This is a genomic window from Streptomyces sp. SAS_281 (assembly GCF_052542855.1).
Map to the genome: position 1 here is coordinate 72,256 of NZ_JBMNDO010000001.1, position 13,644 is coordinate 85,899.

Consider the following 13,644-nt stretch of genomic DNA (forward strand, 5'->3'; position numbering starts at 1 on the left):
GCTTCCCCCGGACGGTGACCACGGGTTACCGGCCGGTTGGAGGGGGATCATACTCACGGGTCCCGCATATTCATCCACCCCTCCCGCCACCCCGTGCGGAGGCCGGAAGCGCCCGCTCCGGACGTCGGTGCGCCCCCGCCCCGGTGCGGGTGGCAGGATCGACGGCATGTCCGATCTGCGCGATCCCGCCCCCTACGACGCCCTGCTCCTGCTCTCCTTCGGCGGTCCCGAAGGCCCGGACGACGTGGTCCCGTTCCTGGCGAACGTGACCCGCGGCCGGGGCATCCCCGAGGAACGGCTCAAGGAGGTCGGCAAGCACTACTTCCTGTTCGGGGGCGTCAGCCCGATCAACGCCCAGAACAGAGCGCTGCTCGACGCGCTGCGCAAGGACTTCTCCGAGCACGGGCTGGACCTGCCGGTCTACTGGGGCAACCGCAACTGGGCCCCATACCTCACCGACACCCTGCGCGAGATGGTCGCCGACGGCCACCGCCGCATCGCCGTCCTGGCGACCAGCGCCTACGCCTCGTACTCCGGCTGCCGGCAGTACCGCGAGAACCTCGCCGACGCGCTGGCCGCCCTGGAGGCGGAGGGGCTTCCCGTCCCGCGCGTGGACAAACTCCGGCACTACTTCAACCACCCCGGCTTCGTGGAGCCCATGGTGGAGGGCGTCCTCGCCTCGCTGGCGGACCTGCCCGACGACGTGCGCCCCGGTGCGCACCTGGCCTTCACCACGCACTCCATCCCGCTCTCGGCGGCCGACGCCTCGGGGCCCGTGGAGGCGCACGGGGACGGCGGCGCGTACGTCGCCGAGCACCTGGAGGTGGCCCGGCTGATCGTGGACGCGGTGCGCGAGCGGACCGGCACGGCCCACCCGTGGCGGCTCGTCTACCAGTCGCGCAGCGGCGCGCCGCACATCCCGTGGCTGGAGCCCGACATCTGCGACCACCTGGACGCGCTCCACGGCGACGGGGTCCCCGCCGTCGTGATGGCGCCCATCGGCTTCGTCTCGGACCACATGGAGGTCCTGTACGACCTCGACACCGAGGCCACCGCAAAGGCCGCCGAGCTGGGCCTGCCGGTACGCCGCTCCGCGACGGTCGGCGCCGACCCCCGGTTCGCCGCCGCCGTGCGCGAGCTCGTCCTGGAGCGGGCCGCCGCCGAGCAGGGCCGGGAGCCGCAGCGGTGCGCCCTCGGGACGCTGGGCGCGAGCCACGACCTCTGCCCGGTGGGCTGCTGCCCGGCCAGGGCGCCCAAGCCCGCCGCCGCGGGGGCCGACAGCCCCTACGCGTGAGCCTTCGCGCTTCCCCGCCCGCCCCTGTCCCACCCCTCCCGACCGCCCTCAACCTCCTCAAGGGAGCGCCGTGACCGAGACCGACCACTCATCGGACGTCCTGCTCGACCTCGCCCTGGAAGCGGCGCGACTCGCCGGCCGGCTGCTGCGCGACGGGCGTCCGGCGGGGCTGGGCGTGGCCGCGACCAAGTCCAGCCCGGTCGACGTCGTCACGGAGATGGACATCGCCGCCGAGAAGCTGATCACCGAGTTCCTGATCGAGCGCCGCCCCCTGGACGGCTACCTCGGCGAGGAGGGCGGCACGACCGCCGAGGGCAGCACCGGAGTGCGCTGGGTGATCGATCCGCTCGACGGCACGGTGAACTACCTCTACGGGCTCCCGTCCTGGGCCGTCTCCATCGGCGTCGAGGTGGACGGCGAGCGGGTCGCCGGCGCGGTGGAGGTGCCGATGCGCGGCGAGACGTACTTCGCGCGCCGCGGCCACGGTGCCTTCGTCACCGGAGGCCTGTACGGCGACGAACCCGTCCGGCTGCGATGCCGGCCCACCGCCCCGCTCTCCGAGGCGCTGGTGGCCACCGGCTTCAACTACGTCGCCGAGGTCCGGGCCCACCAGGCCGAGGTGGCGTACGACCTCATCCCGCAGGTCCGGGACATCCGGCGCGGCGGCTCCGCGGCGATCGACCTCTGCGACGTGGCCGCCGGACGGCTCGACGGCTACTTCGAGCGCGGGCTGCACCCCTGGGACCTGGCCGCGGGGGACGTCATCGCCCGGGAGGCGGGCGCCCTCACCGGCGGCCGCCCGGGCCGCCCGGCCGACGGGGACCTGACCGTCGCGGCGTCCCCCGGCGTCTTCGAACCGCTCCAGGCCCTCCTGGACGGGCTGGGCGCCTGGCACGACTGACCGGGGCGTCGCCGGGCGTCCGGGGACGCCGGAAGGGCCCCGCGGCCGCTGTGGAGCGGCTGCGGGGCCCTTGGCCCATAGCGACGGTCAGGCGTTCGTCGTCGTACTGATCCGCACACCGTGCTCGGCGGCGAGACGACGGAGGTCGTCCAGCTCGCTCTGCTCGACGTCCGCGAGGAAGTCGTCGCCCGTCTCGCGGGCCTTCGTGAGGTCGTCCTCGGTCGTCTTGATGCGTTGCAGCAGACCTGCGGTGAAAGCGTCCATGAAGCGCCCCCTCATCGTGGGTCGGTGGCACGGGGGTGTGCCCGGGTTTCCCTCCGCCGAGGCGGTAGGGCGGGTGATCACGCACTCTCCGGGGGACGGAGGGGCCTGTGACAACGCCACATGGGAAGACGTGATCGCGGGTGTGAATGCGTACTCCCCCGCCCGAAGCTCAGAGAAACCTCAACTGGCCGGTAAATCCCGTTGCTTCCTCGAAGCCGCAGGTGGGGGCGGGACGTCTTACCGCCGGTTTATGCGGGTTACGGGCAGGATGGAGCCGCACAAGTGCGCCGGGGCCGTGCCCGCGGCGCGGGCGGCCGCGCCGTCGCGGACGCCCCTGAGCCCCGTAGTGCAGTCCGCTTGCGAAGTTCTAGGGAAGGAAGCGCCGTGCGCGTACTCGTCGTGGAGGACGAGCAGCTGCTCGCCGATGCGGTGGCCACCGGATTGCGCCGTGAGGCCATGGCCGTCGATGTCGTGTACGACGGGGCCGCGGCCGTGGAGCGTATCGAGGTCAACGACTACGACGTGGTCGTGCTCGACCGCGACCTGCCCCTGGTCCACGGCGACGACGTCTGCCGCCGGATCGTGGAGCTCGGCATGCCGACCCGGGTGCTCATGCTCACCGCGTCCGGGGACGTCAGCGACCGGGTGGAGGGCCTGGAGCTGGGCGCCGACGACTATCTGCCCAAGCCCTTCGCGTTCAGTGAGCTGACCGCCCGGGTGCGGGCCCTCGGCCGGCGTACGACCGTCGCCCTGCCGCCCGTCCTCGAACGGGCCGGCATCAAGCTGGACCCCAACCGCCGGGAGGTGTTCCGGGGCGGCCAGGAGGTCCAGCTCGCGCCCAAGGAGTTCGCCGTCCTGGAGGTCCTGATGCGCAGCGAGGGCGCCGTCGTCTCGGCGGAGCAGCTGCTGGAGAAGGCGTGGGACGAGAACACCGACCCGTTCACCAATGTCGTCCGGGTGACCGTCATGACCCTGCGCCGCAAACTCGGCGAGCCGCCGGTGATCGTCACCGTGCCCGGCTCCGGCTACCGGATCTGACGCCGGTGCCCACCGTCCCGCCGCCCATGGCGGCGCCCCCCAAGCCCACCTGGGAGCCCAAACAGCAGGAGCCTCCCTACCCGTGGCTGCGCCCGACCATCCGGATACGGCTCACGCTGCTGTACGGCGGCATGTTCCTGATCGCGGGCATCCTGCTGCTGTCGATCATCTACATGCTCGCCGCCCAGGCCCTGCACGTGGGCAGCGACCTCCCGTTCAAGATCGTCGACGGTCATGTCTCCAGCGACGTCTGCAACCTCCTGGAAGAGGGCAACTCGCCGAGCGCGGTCAACGCGGCGATGAACTCCTGCGTCAACCACCAGCGCCAGCAGGCGCTGGACACGCTGCTCAACCGGTCGCTGCTGGCCCTGGTGGGCCTCAGCATCATCGCCTTCGCCTTCGGTTACGGGATGGCCGGCAGGGTGCTCTCGCCGCTGGGCCGGATCACCCGCATCGCCCGGACCGTGGCCGGCACGGACCTGGCCCGGCGCATCGAGCTGGACGGGCCCGACGACGAGCTCAAGGAGCTGTCCGACACCTTCGACGACATGCTGGACCGGCTGGAGCGGGCCTTCACCGCGCAGCAGCGGTTCGTCGGCAACGCCTCGCACGAGCTGCGCACGCCGCTCGCCATCAACCGCACGCTGCTGGAGGTCCACCTCTCCGACCCGGAGGCCCCGCCCGAGCTCCAGCAACTGGGCAAGACGCTGCTGGCCACCAACGAGCGCAGCGAGCAGCTGGTGGAGGGCCTGCTGCTGCTGGCCCGCAGCGACAACCAGATCGTCGAGCGCAAAGCCGTCGACCTCGCCGAGGTCGCCTCGCGCGCCGTGGACCAGGCGCGCGGCGAGGCCGAGGCCAAGGGCGTCGAGATGCGCGAGGAGCTGGCCGAGGCCGTCGTCCAGGGCAACGGCGTCCTGCTGGAGCGCATCGCGCTGAACCTCGTGCAGAACGCCGTCCGCTACAACGTCCCGGAGGGCGGCTGGGTCGAGGTGACCACGGCGCTGCTGCCCGGCCAGGCGGTGCTCGTCGTCTCGAACACGGGCCCCGTGGTCCCCGCGTACGAGATCGACAACCTCTTCGAGCCCTTCAGACGGCTGCGTACGGAGCGGACGGGCAGCGACAAGGGGGTCGGGCTCGGTCTGTCGATCGCACGGTCCGTCGCCCGGGCCCACGGCGGCCGTATCATCGCCGAGCCCCGCGAAGGCGGTGGTCTTGTGATGCGCGTCTCACTGCCGGTCTGACGGGCGCGAGAGGCGCTTTGCGTACTGATTATTTTTTGTTCGCTTTGAGCGGAATTTTCGGGACCTGATCCCGAAGGAACCGTGTGTGATCGATCACAGGAGCGAATAACTCCCTGTCCACACTCCGTGACCAGGGAAGTCACCGGAAACCCGGCGAAACACCGGGTTTTCGGGGGCAGGCATGACGGGAAGTACACGGGGTGGCGCCTGTGAAGGGCGCCGCCGGGACCGTGTACGGTCCCCATCGCCACCCAAGCCGATCACTCCCGAGCGGTCCTTTTGGGTGTCGATTGAGTAACAGACCTTGATGTGAGGCAAAATCTCCGCCTCAGGTCGGGCACAAGTCCGGCCTCTCACGCGTTACGAGCGCTTGAGACACCGCAGACACCCAGAGGGGGAGAGCGACATGGCAACGGATTACGACACCCCACGCAAGACCGACGACGACGTCGATCAGGACAGCCTTGAAGAGCTGAAGGCGCGCCGGAGCGACAAGACGGCGTCCGCCGTCGACGTCGACGAGTTCGACGCGGCCGAGGGCCTTGAGCTGCCCGGCGCAGACCTGTCCAACGAGGAACTGGCCGTACGGGTCCTGCCCAAGCAGGCCGACGAGTTCACCTGCATGAGCTGCTTCCTCGTGCACCACCGCAGTCAGCTGGCCCGCGAGAAGAACGGCCAGCCGATCTGCCGCGACTGCGACTGAGATCCGGTCGGCCGTGGCAGGGGACACACCGTTCCGCAAGCGGCGCCCCTGGGGCAGAAAGCCACCGGAGGCGCACCAGGGCGGTACACGCCCGGCAGAAGGCGCCCAGGCGCCTGCCGAGCGGTCCGCCCTGCCACTCTCGCCGGACGGACAGGAGAACGAGCGGGGCCTGCAGGCGGCCTCGCTCGAAGCAGCCGAAGTAGCGGTACGCGCAGCCCGTGAGGCTGCCGGAGTCGACACGGCCGATGGGGCCGGACAGGTCGGCAGGACGGAGCCCGTGACCGGGGCAGGCCGTCTGAGTTCAGTGAAACGGGGCGTACGCAAGGGCGGGGAGAGCGCCAAGGAAGCGATCGGTCATATCGCGGACCTGATCATCCACATCGCTCCCCGCGTCCCTGTGCGCGACCTCGCCACCCTGCGCAAGCACTTTCCCGGCCTCGGGCCGGAGGAGATCGCGGACCGGCTCGTCGTGGGCGCGAGCCGCGCGACCGCCACCGTCGGCGCCGGAATCGGCGCGGCGGCCATGATGCCCCTGCCACCCGCGATGTTCGCCGAGCTGGCCGCCGAGGTCACCGGCGTGGCCGCCATAGAGATGAAGCTCGTCGCCGAGCTGCACGAGGTCTACGGACGCCGTCCCCCGGGCGGCATCGCCCGGCGCTCGACCGCCTACCTCACCGCCTGGACCGAGGAGCGCGGCATCGAGGTCACCCGCCCCGCCACGGTCGACGCGGCGCTGAGCGGCCGGATGAAGCGCGAACTGCGCCGCCAGATCATGAAGCGCACCGTGCGCGACCTCCCGAGCCTGATCCCCTTCATGGTCGGCGCCGCCGTCGGCGCGTCCATGAACCGGCGCGACACGAGGAAGCTGGCCGAACGGGTCAGGAAGGACCTGCGCGAGAAGCAGATCCCCTGGGACCGCCTCCCGGAACAGCCTCCGCCGGAACCCGGAAGCTCCTAGGACGTGTTTCGAAAGTCCCGCCTGTCCGGCGACGCCTGGCCCTTAGGCCCGGACCGCCGCGTGCAGCGCCGCCACCAGGGCGTTCGGGTCGCGCGTCGAGAGGTAGACGTACGGGGTCGGGTCCTCCGGGTCCGTGACCTCCACCCGGACCGCCGTCGGGATGTAGCTGCGCAGCAGCATGAAGGCCCGGGTGTCCGCCTTGTGCGTGCGCCAGGCGCGCGCCTCCTCGGCGTCCAGCACCTCGGCCTCGCCGAGCGCCGAGACCGGGATGCGGGCGTCCCCCGCGACGAGCGCGCCCGCCACCACCCGGATGCGGGCGGAGCCGTACGAGCTGACCGCGACGGCCGACAGGACCGTGCCGCCGGCCAGACCGGCGAGGAGCGGCAGAGTGCCCAGCGGCAGCAGCATCAGCGCGCACGCGATGCCGATCAGGACGGCGATCAGCCACCACGAACGGGGTGCGGTGAGGCGTTCGTCGTAGGGCGGGGTCGAAGGCTGCATGGCTCCAGCTTGGCACGGCGCGACCGCCGGGTACCCGCGCGGGTAAGGTCAGCGCCTGTGAGTGGAACATCAGCGGCTCTGACGCCCCCGGCCGACGCGGTGAAACCGGTCCGGCACCCCGACGCCCCGGCCCCCGGCGAGCTCCTCGGCGCGCACTACGAGCACTGCTTCGGCTGCGGCTCCGGCCAGCCCCACGGGCTGCACCTCCAGGCGCGGGCCGGCGAGGGCGTCAGGGTGACCGCCGAGTTCACCGTGAAGGCGGCCCACCAGGGCGCCCCGGGCCTCGCGCACGGCGGGGTGCTGGCCACGGCGCTGGACGAGACGCTCGGCTCGCTGAACTGGCTGCTGCGGGTCATCGCCGTCACCGGACGGCTGGAGACCGACTTCGCACGCCCCGTCCCCGTCGACACCGTGCTGTTCCTCGACGCCGAGGTCACCGCCGTGCACGGGCGGAAGATCTACTCCCGGGCGACCGGCCGGATCGGCGGCCCGGAGGGGCCGGTCGCGGTGCGGGCCGACGCCCTGTTCATCGAGGTCAAGGTCGACCACTTCATCGAGAACGGCCGGCCGGCCGAGATCCAGGCCGCCATGGCCGACCCCGACCAGGTCAGGCGCGCCCGCGCCTTCGAGGTGAACCCGTGACGCGCCATCCCGTCGACGTCCTGATCCGCCGGGTCGACCCGGACGTTCCGCTTCCTGCCTACGGGCACCCCGGAGACGCCGGCGCGGACCTCGTGACGACCGAGGCCGCCGAACTGGCACCGGGGGAGCGGGCCGTACTGCCCACCGGGGTTTCGATCGCCCTGCCCGACGGGTACGCCGCGTTCGTGCACCCACGATCAGGTCTCGCCGCCCGCTGCGGAGTCGCCCTGGTGAATGCCCCGGGGACGGTCGATGCCGGGTACCGTGGAGAGATCAAAGTGATCGTCATCAATCTCGACCCGCGCGAGTCCGTGCGGTTCGAGCGGTTCGACCGGATTGCCCAACTGGTCGTGCAGCAGGTCGAGAAGGTGCGCTTCCACGAGGTGTCGGAGCTTCCCGGCTCGGCGCGGGCCGAAGGGGGCTTCGGGTCCACCGGCGGCCATGCCGCCGTTGATGTTGATGGCGTCCGGGGCGGGGTTCCCCAGGGCGGGAACAGCTACGCTTCGGTCGAATCCGACCGGGAAGGACAGTGACGTGTTCGGACGTCGCAAGAACAGTGGTGCCGCCGATGACACGGCGGCCGAGGCGCGCGAGGCCGAGCAGGTCGTCGACGAGCAGGATGACGCCGAGGGCGAGACCCGCCGGACGAACCTTCCGCCGGCGCCGCGCCCGGACGGCCCGTGGGACGTCAGCGAGGTGTCCCAGCCCGCCGACGGCCGGGTCGACCTGGGCGGCATCTTCGTGCCCGGAGTCGAGGGCATGGAGCTGCGTGTCGAGGTCGCCGGTGACGCGATCGTCGCCGCCACCGTCGTGATGCGCGACAGCGCGATCCAGCTCCAGGCGTTCGCCGCCCCCAAGAAGGAGGGCATCTGGGGCGAGGTCCGCGAGGAGATCGCCACGGGCATCACCCAGCAGGGCGGCATCATCGACGAGGTCGAGGGCCCGCTGGGCTGGGAGCTGCGCGCTCAGGTCCCCGTACAGCTGCCCGACGGGGCGAACGGCGTGCAGCTGGTGCGCTTCGTCGGTGTCGACGGCCCGCGCTGGTTCCTGCGCGGCGTGATCTCCGGCCAGGGCGCCGTGCAGCCGGAGGCCGCCGGGCTCCTGGAGTCGGTCTTCCGTGACACCGTGGTGGTCCGCGGCGAGGGCCCGATGGCCCCGCGCGACCCGATCGTCCTCAAGCTCCCCAACGACGCCCAGATGGTGCCCGAGGGTGTCCAGCAGGAGGAGCAGGAGGGCTCGAAGTTCTCCGGTGGCATGGCGGGCCTCCAGCGCGGTCCCGAGATCACCGAGGTGCGCTGACCCGCACCCGCGGACACCGGCCGGTGGGCCGTACCCCTTCCCGGGGGTGCGGCCCACCGGCTTTTGCGTGCGCCGGCGCGTACGGGGCGCGTATGGGCGGCGTACAGGCGTCGTCAAGGCCGGGCCCACTTCCGTAAGAGGGGCATCAACGCAGGTCACGGCGGTGTCTGCCGGCTGTTTGCTCAGGGGGTCCGATTCATCGACACCTCATTCAGGAGCATCCGATGGCCGATGCGGCCTTCGTCGTCACCACGATCGCGGTCTTCGCGCTGGTGGCACTCGTCGCCAGGGGGGTGGCGAAGCTGTGACCGCGGACCACGTGGCCGGCCTCGTCGTGGCCGCCGCCCTGCTGGGATACCTCGTCCTGGCCCTCCTCTTCCCGGAGAGGTTCTGAGCCCGACATGAGCCCCGTCCTCTCCGGCGTGCTTCAGCTCCTCGCGCTCGTCGTCGCGCTGGGGCTGGCATACCGACCGCTCGGTGACCACATGGCCCGCGTCTACACCTCGACCCGCCATCTGCGGGCCGAGAGGTGGATCTACCGGGCGGTGGGCGCCGACCCCGACGCGCAGATGCGCCGGGCCGCCTACCTGCGCGGCGTTCTCGCCTTCTCCGCCGTGAGCGTCCTCTTCCTCTACCTGCTGCAACGGCTCCAGGGCGCCCTGCCCGGATCGCTCGGCTTCTCCTCGATCAGCCCGGACCAGGCGTTCAACACGGCCGCCTCGTTCGTCGCCAACACCAACTGGCAGTCGTACGCCGGCGAGCAGGCGATGGGCCACGTCGTGCAGACCGGCGGCCTCGCCGTGCAGAACTTCGTCTCCGCCGCCGTCGGCATGGCCGTCGCGGTGGCCCTCGTACGAGGGTTCGCCGCCTCCCGCACCGGGGAACTCGGCAACTTCTGGGCCGACCTGGTGCGCGGCACCGTACGCGTCCTGCTGCCGATCGCGATCGTCGGCGCACTCGTCCTCGTCGCCTGCGGGGCGATCCAGAACTTCTCCGGCGTCCACGAGGTCGGGCAGTTCACGGGCGGCGCGCAGCAGTGGAACGGCGGCGCGGTCGCCTCCCAGGAGGCCATCAAGGAGCTGGGCACCAACGGGGGCGGCTACTTCAACGCCAACGCGGCCCACCCCTTCGAGAACCCCGGCGGTCTGTCCAACCTCTTCGAGATCTTCCTGATCCTCGTCATCCCGTTCGCCCTCACCCGCACCTTCGGCCGCATGGTCGGTTCGGTCCGGCAGGGGTACGCGCTGCTCGCCACGATGCTCGTCTTCTGGCTCGGCTTCTCCGCGCTGATGATGTGGACCGAGTCCGCCCACCACGGCGCCGCCTTCGAGCTCGCGGGCGGGGCGACGGAGGGCAAGGAGACCCGGTTCGGGACCGGCGGCTCCTCCCTGTTCGCCGTCGCCACCACGCTCACCTCGACGGGCGCGGTGAACTCCTTCCACTCCTCGTTCACCGGCCTCGGCGGCGGCATCACGCTGCTCGGCATGCAGCTCGGCGAGATCGCCCCCGGCGGCGTCGGCTCCGGCCTCTACGGCATGCTGATCATGGCGCTCATAGCCGTGTTCGTCGCCGGACTGATGGTCGGCCGCACGCCCGAATACCTCGGCAAGAAGATCGGCACCCGCGAGATCAAGCTCGCCGCCTGCTACCTCCTGATCACCCCGGCCCTGGTGCTCGGCTTCACCGCCGCTGCCGTCGCGTTGCCCACCCCGCCCGACTCGGTGGCCAACCCCGGGGCGCACGGCTTCTCCGAGATCCTTTACGCCTACACCTCGGGCGCCAACAACAACGGCTCGGCGTTCGCCGGGCTCGCCGCGGACACCCCGTGGTTCAACATCACGATCGGGCTCGCGATGCTGCTCGGCCGGTTCCTGCCCATGGTGTTCGTCCTGGCCCTCGCCGGCTCGCTCGCCGAGCAGCGGCCCGTCCCGGCGACCCCGGGCACCCTGCCCACCCACACCCCGCTGTTCAGCGGACTGCTGGCCGCGGTCGTCGTGGTCGTCGCCGGCCTGACGTACTTCCCGGCCCTCGCCCTGGGTCCGCTGGCCGAGGGGCTGGCGTCATGACCACTCGTACGAAGCAGGAGGGCCCGATGACCGCCGGCGCCGCGCTGTCCGACCCCAAGACGCTGCTCGCCGCGCTGCCCGAAGCACTGCGCAAGCTCCACCCCCGCGCGATGGCCGCCTCACCGGTCATGTTCGTGGTCCTCGTGGGGTCCGTCTTCACCACCGTCCTCGCCGCCCGGGACCCCGGCGACTGGTTCGGCTGGGCGATCACCGGCTGGCTCTGGCTCACCACGGTCTTCGCCAACCTCGCGGAGGCGGTCGCCGAGGGCCGCGGCAAGGCCCAGGCGGACAGCCTGCGCCGGGCGAAGACGGACACCGTCGCCCGCCGCCTCACCGGCGGCGGCGAGGAGCGCGTCGCGGGCACCGGCCTCCGCGTCGGCGACCTGGTCGTCTGCGAGGCGGGGGACATCGTGCCCGGCGACGGGGACGTCGTCGAGGGCGTGGCCGGCGTGGACGAGTCCGCCGTCACCGGCGAGTCCGCCCCGGTCATCCGCGAGTCCGGCGGCGACCGCAGCGCCGTCACCGGCGGTACCAAGGTGCTCTCCGACCGGATCGTCGTCCGGATCACCACCAAGCCCGGCGAGACCTTCATCGACCGCATGATCGCCCTGGTCGAGGGCGCCGCACGGCAGAAGACGCCCAACGAGATCGCCCTGAACATCCTCCTGGCGTCCCTCACCGTCGTCTTCCTGCTCGCCGTCGTCACCCTCCAGCCCTTCGCCGTGTACGCGGGTGACGCGCAGTCCATGATCGTGCTCACCGCGCTCCTGGTCTGCCTCATCCCGACCACCATCGGCGCGCTGCTCTCCGCGATCGGCATCGCGGGCATGGACCGGCTCGTACGGCGCAACGTGCTCGCGATGTCCGGACGGGCCGTCGAAGCGGCCGGTGACGTCTCGACGCTGCTGCTCGACAAGACCGGGACCATCACCCTCGGCAACCGCCGCGCCACCGAACTGCTGCCCGTCGCCGGGGTCACCGGAGCGGAACTCGCGGACGCCGCCCAGCTCGCCTCGCTGGCCGACGAGACGCCCGAGGGCCGGTCCGTGGTCGTCCTCGCCAAGGAGCGCTACGGGCTGCGCGAACGCCACGCGGGCGAGCTGTCCGGCGCCACCTGGGCCGCCTTCACCGCCCGCACCCGCATGTCGGGCGTGGACGTGGACGGGCGCAAGGTCCGCAAGGGCGCCACCGGAGCGATCGTCGCCTGGGTGAAGGAGCGCGGCGGCGGCGTTCCCGACGAGGCACGGACCCTCGCCGACCGCATCGCGGCGGCCGGCGGCACCCCGCTCCTGGTGGCCGTGGAGGACGGGCAGGGGGCGCGGGTCCTGGGTGTCGTCCACCTCAAGGACGTCGTCAAGGAAGGCATGCCGGAACGTTTCGCCGAGCTGCGCCGCATGGGCATCCGTACCGTCATGATCACCGGCGACAACCCGCTGACCGCGAAGTCCATCGCCGAGGAGGCCGGGGTGGACGACTTCCTCGCCGAGGCCACGCCCGAGGACAAGATGGCCCTCATCAAGCGCGAACAGGCCGGCGGCGGGCTCGTCGCGATGACCGGTGACGGCACCAACGACGCCCCGGCGCTCGCCCAGGCCGACGTCGGCGTAGCCATGAACACAGGGACCTCGGCCGCCAAGGAGGCCGGGAACATGGTCGACCTGGACTCCGACCCGACCAAGCTCATCGAGATCGTGGAGATCGGCAAGCAGCTGCTGATCACGCGCGGGGCGCTCACCACGTTCTCCCTGGCCAACGACGTGGCGAAGTACTTCGCGATCATCCCCGCGATGTTCACCGCGCTCCACCCGGGCCTGGACCGGCTCAACATCATGGACCTGTCCTCGCCGCGCACCGCGATCCTCTCCGCGGTGATCTTCAACGCGCTGATCATCGTCGCGCTCGTCCCGCTCGCCCTCAGGGGCGTCCGCTACCGGCCCGGCGGCGCCGCGTCCATGCTGCGGCGCAACCTCGCCGTCTACGGCATCGGCGGCCTGATCGCCCCCTTCGCCGGCATCAAGCTCATCGACCTGCTCCTCTCCCTCGTCCCCGGAATCGGCTGACCCGCCATGAACACACCCGTACGCAACCCCGTCCGCCAGGTCTGGGCCGCCCTGCGCGCCCTGCTAGCCCTCACCCTGGTCTGCGGCGTCCTCTACCCGCTCGCCGTCACCGGTGCCGCCCAGGCGCTCATGCCCGGCCGCGCCAACGGCTCCGAGATCACCGTGCAGGGCAGGACCGTCGGCTCCGCCCTCATCGGCCAGCGCTACGACCTGCCGGGAGGCGCCCCGGATCTCAGGTGGTTCCAGCCGCGCCCCTCCGAAGGGCTCGGCACCAACAGCCGTAACACCCAGTACTCGCTGCTGGTGTCCGGCGCGTCCAACCTCGCCGGCGACAACCCCGAGCTGATCGACCGGGTCACCGCGGCCAGAGCGGCCGTCGTCCGGGACAACTCCGTCCCAGGCCATCCGGTCGACCCCGACGCGGTACCGCCCGACGCGGTCACCTCGTCCGCCTCCGGACTCGACCCGGACATCTCACCGGCGTACGCGCACCTCCAGGTCCGCCGTGTCGCCGCACGCAACCACCTCGCCGCCGGTCGGGTCGCCGAGCTGGTGGAGCGGCACACCGAGGGCCGCGATCTCGGCTTCGTCGGGGAACCGCGCGTCAACGTCCTCCGGCTCAACATCGCCCTGCGGCAGCTGCTGACCGGGGCGCGCTGACAGGAGGGGCATTGCCC

The 13,644-nt window shown here is 71.7% G+C and carries 15 protein-coding genes; 13 read left to right on the plus strand and 2 right to left on the minus strand.

The window, feature by feature from the left end:
- Nucleotides 1–166: 166 nt before the first annotated feature.
- Entirely contained in the window at nt 167–1,294 is a 1,128-nt protein-coding gene (locus ACN6LM_RS00300; protein WP_445063202.1) for a ferrochelatase, read from the plus strand.
- 70 nt (nt 1,295–1,364) lie between these two features.
- Nucleotides 1,365–2,195 (plus strand): inositol monophosphatase family protein, encoded by an 831-nt coding sequence (locus tag ACN6LM_RS00305; protein WP_445063203.1) that lies wholly within the window; start codon nt 1,365–1,367, stop codon nt 2,193–2,195.
- 87 nt (nt 2,196–2,282) lie between these two features.
- On the opposite strand, the gene ACN6LM_RS00310 is transcribed toward ACN6LM_RS00305, so the two are convergent.
- On the minus strand, nt 2,283–2,459 hold the full coding sequence (locus tag ACN6LM_RS00310) for a hypothetical protein (protein WP_018105385.1): 177 nt from the start codon (nt 2,457–2,459) through the stop codon (nt 2,283–2,285).
- Between the two features lie 384 nt (nt 2,460–2,843).
- Between ACN6LM_RS00310 and ACN6LM_RS00315 the strand changes: the two genes are divergently transcribed.
- From ACN6LM_RS00315 to ACN6LM_RS00330, 4 genes are all read left to right on the plus strand, one after another.
- Nucleotides 2,844–3,497: a response regulator transcription factor gene (locus tag ACN6LM_RS00315; RefSeq protein ID WP_143617776.1), complete on the plus strand. Its 654-nt coding sequence runs from the start codon at nt 2,844–2,846 to the stop codon at nt 3,495–3,497.
- Nucleotides 3,498–3,502: 5 nt separating this feature from the next.
- Nucleotides 3,503–4,738 carry a sensor histidine kinase gene (locus tag ACN6LM_RS00320; RefSeq protein WP_445063204.1) on the plus strand — a complete coding sequence of 412 codons (1,236 nt, stop codon included), beginning with the start codon at nt 3,503–3,505 and terminating at the stop codon, nt 4,736–4,738.
- A gap of 406 nt (nt 4,739–5,144) precedes the next feature.
- A complete protein-coding gene (locus ACN6LM_RS00325; protein ID WP_003965732.1) occupies nt 5,145–5,441 on the plus strand; it encodes a DUF4193 domain-containing protein in 297 nt (98 codons plus the stop codon).
- A 13-nt stretch (nt 5,442–5,454) separates the two neighbouring features.
- Nucleotides 5,455–6,399, plus strand: coding sequence for a hypothetical protein (locus ACN6LM_RS00330; protein ID WP_445063205.1), 945 nt, complete (start codon nt 5,455–5,457; stop codon nt 6,397–6,399).
- 42 nt (nt 6,400–6,441) lie between these two features.
- Here ACN6LM_RS00330 and ACN6LM_RS00335 read toward each other — a convergent pair whose 3' ends face one another.
- Nucleotides 6,442–6,900 (minus strand): DUF3093 domain-containing protein, encoded by a 459-nt coding sequence (locus ACN6LM_RS00335; RefSeq protein ID WP_164401022.1) that lies wholly within the window; start codon nt 6,898–6,900, stop codon nt 6,442–6,444.
- Between the two features lie 57 nt (nt 6,901–6,957).
- Between ACN6LM_RS00335 and ACN6LM_RS00340 the strand changes: the two genes are divergently transcribed.
- The 7 genes from ACN6LM_RS00340 (at nt 6,958) to kdpC (ending at nt 13,627) form a co-directional block, all read left to right on the plus strand.
- Nucleotides 6,958–7,542, plus strand: coding sequence for a PaaI family thioesterase (locus ACN6LM_RS00340; protein ID WP_445063206.1), 585 nt, complete (start codon nt 6,958–6,960; stop codon nt 7,540–7,542).
- Nucleotides 7,539–8,075, plus strand: a complete 537-nt coding sequence (gene dut, locus ACN6LM_RS00345; RefSeq protein WP_405939229.1) for a dUTP diphosphatase — start codon at nt 7,539–7,541, stop codon at nt 8,073–8,075. Before ACN6LM_RS00340 ends, dut begins: the two co-directional genes overlap by 4 nt.
- A gap of 1 nt (nt 8,076) precedes the next feature.
- A complete protein-coding gene (locus ACN6LM_RS00350; protein ID WP_164401025.1) occupies nt 8,077–8,841 on the plus strand; it encodes a DUF3710 domain-containing protein in 765 nt (254 codons plus the stop codon).
- Nucleotides 8,842–9,145: 304 nt separating this feature from the next.
- Nucleotides 9,146–9,235 (plus strand): K(+)-transporting ATPase subunit F, encoded by a 90-nt coding sequence (kdpF, locus tag ACN6LM_RS00355; RefSeq protein ID WP_361024991.1) that lies wholly within the window; start codon nt 9,146–9,148, stop codon nt 9,233–9,235.
- 7 nt (nt 9,236–9,242) lie between these two features.
- Complete coding sequence (kdpA, locus tag ACN6LM_RS00360; RefSeq protein ID WP_445063207.1) at nt 9,243–10,907, plus strand: potassium-transporting ATPase subunit KdpA; 1,665 nt, start codon at nt 9,243–9,245, stop codon at nt 10,905–10,907.
- Nucleotides 10,904–12,967: a potassium-transporting ATPase subunit KdpB gene (kdpB, locus tag ACN6LM_RS00365; RefSeq protein ID WP_445063208.1), complete on the plus strand. Its 2,064-nt coding sequence runs from the start codon at nt 10,904–10,906 to the stop codon at nt 12,965–12,967. The genes kdpA and kdpB overlap by 4 nt, the downstream gene beginning before the upstream one ends.
- A 6-nt stretch (nt 12,968–12,973) precedes the next feature.
- The gene (gene kdpC, locus ACN6LM_RS00370; RefSeq protein WP_445063209.1) at nt 12,974–13,627 is read left to right on the plus strand and encodes a potassium-transporting ATPase subunit KdpC; all 654 of its coding nucleotides are present in this window, start codon (nt 12,974–12,976) and stop codon (nt 13,625–13,627) included.
- Nucleotides 13,628–13,644 lie beyond the last annotated feature (17 nt).

What these genes read in the sequence shown, in the direction of transcription:
- kdpC (WP_445063209.1), top strand. Translation starts at nt 12,974, where the DNA reads ATGAACACACCCGTACGCAACCCCGTCCGCCAGGTCTGGGCCGCCCTG.
- ACN6LM_RS00325 (WP_003965732.1), top strand. Translation starts at nt 5,145, where the DNA reads ATGGCAACGGATTACGACACCCCACGCAAGACCGACGACGACGTCGAT.
- ACN6LM_RS00300 (WP_445063202.1), top strand. Translation starts at nt 167, where the DNA reads ATGTCCGATCTGCGCGATCCCGCCCCCTACGACGCCCTGCTCCTGCTC.
- kdpA (WP_445063207.1), top strand. Translation starts at nt 9,243, where the DNA reads ATGAGCCCCGTCCTCTCCGGCGTGCTTCAGCTCCTCGCGCTCGTCGTC.
- ACN6LM_RS00335 (WP_164401022.1), bottom strand. Translation starts at nt 6,900, where the DNA reads ATGCAGCCTTCGACCCCGCCCTACGACGAACGCCTCACCGCACCCCGT.
- kdpB (WP_445063208.1), top strand. Translation starts at nt 10,904, where the DNA reads ATGACCACTCGTACGAAGCAGGAGGGCCCGATGACCGCCGGCGCCGCG.
- ACN6LM_RS00310 (WP_018105385.1), bottom strand. Translation starts at nt 2,459, where the DNA reads ATGGACGCTTTCACCGCAGGTCTGCTGCAACGCATCAAGACGACCGAG.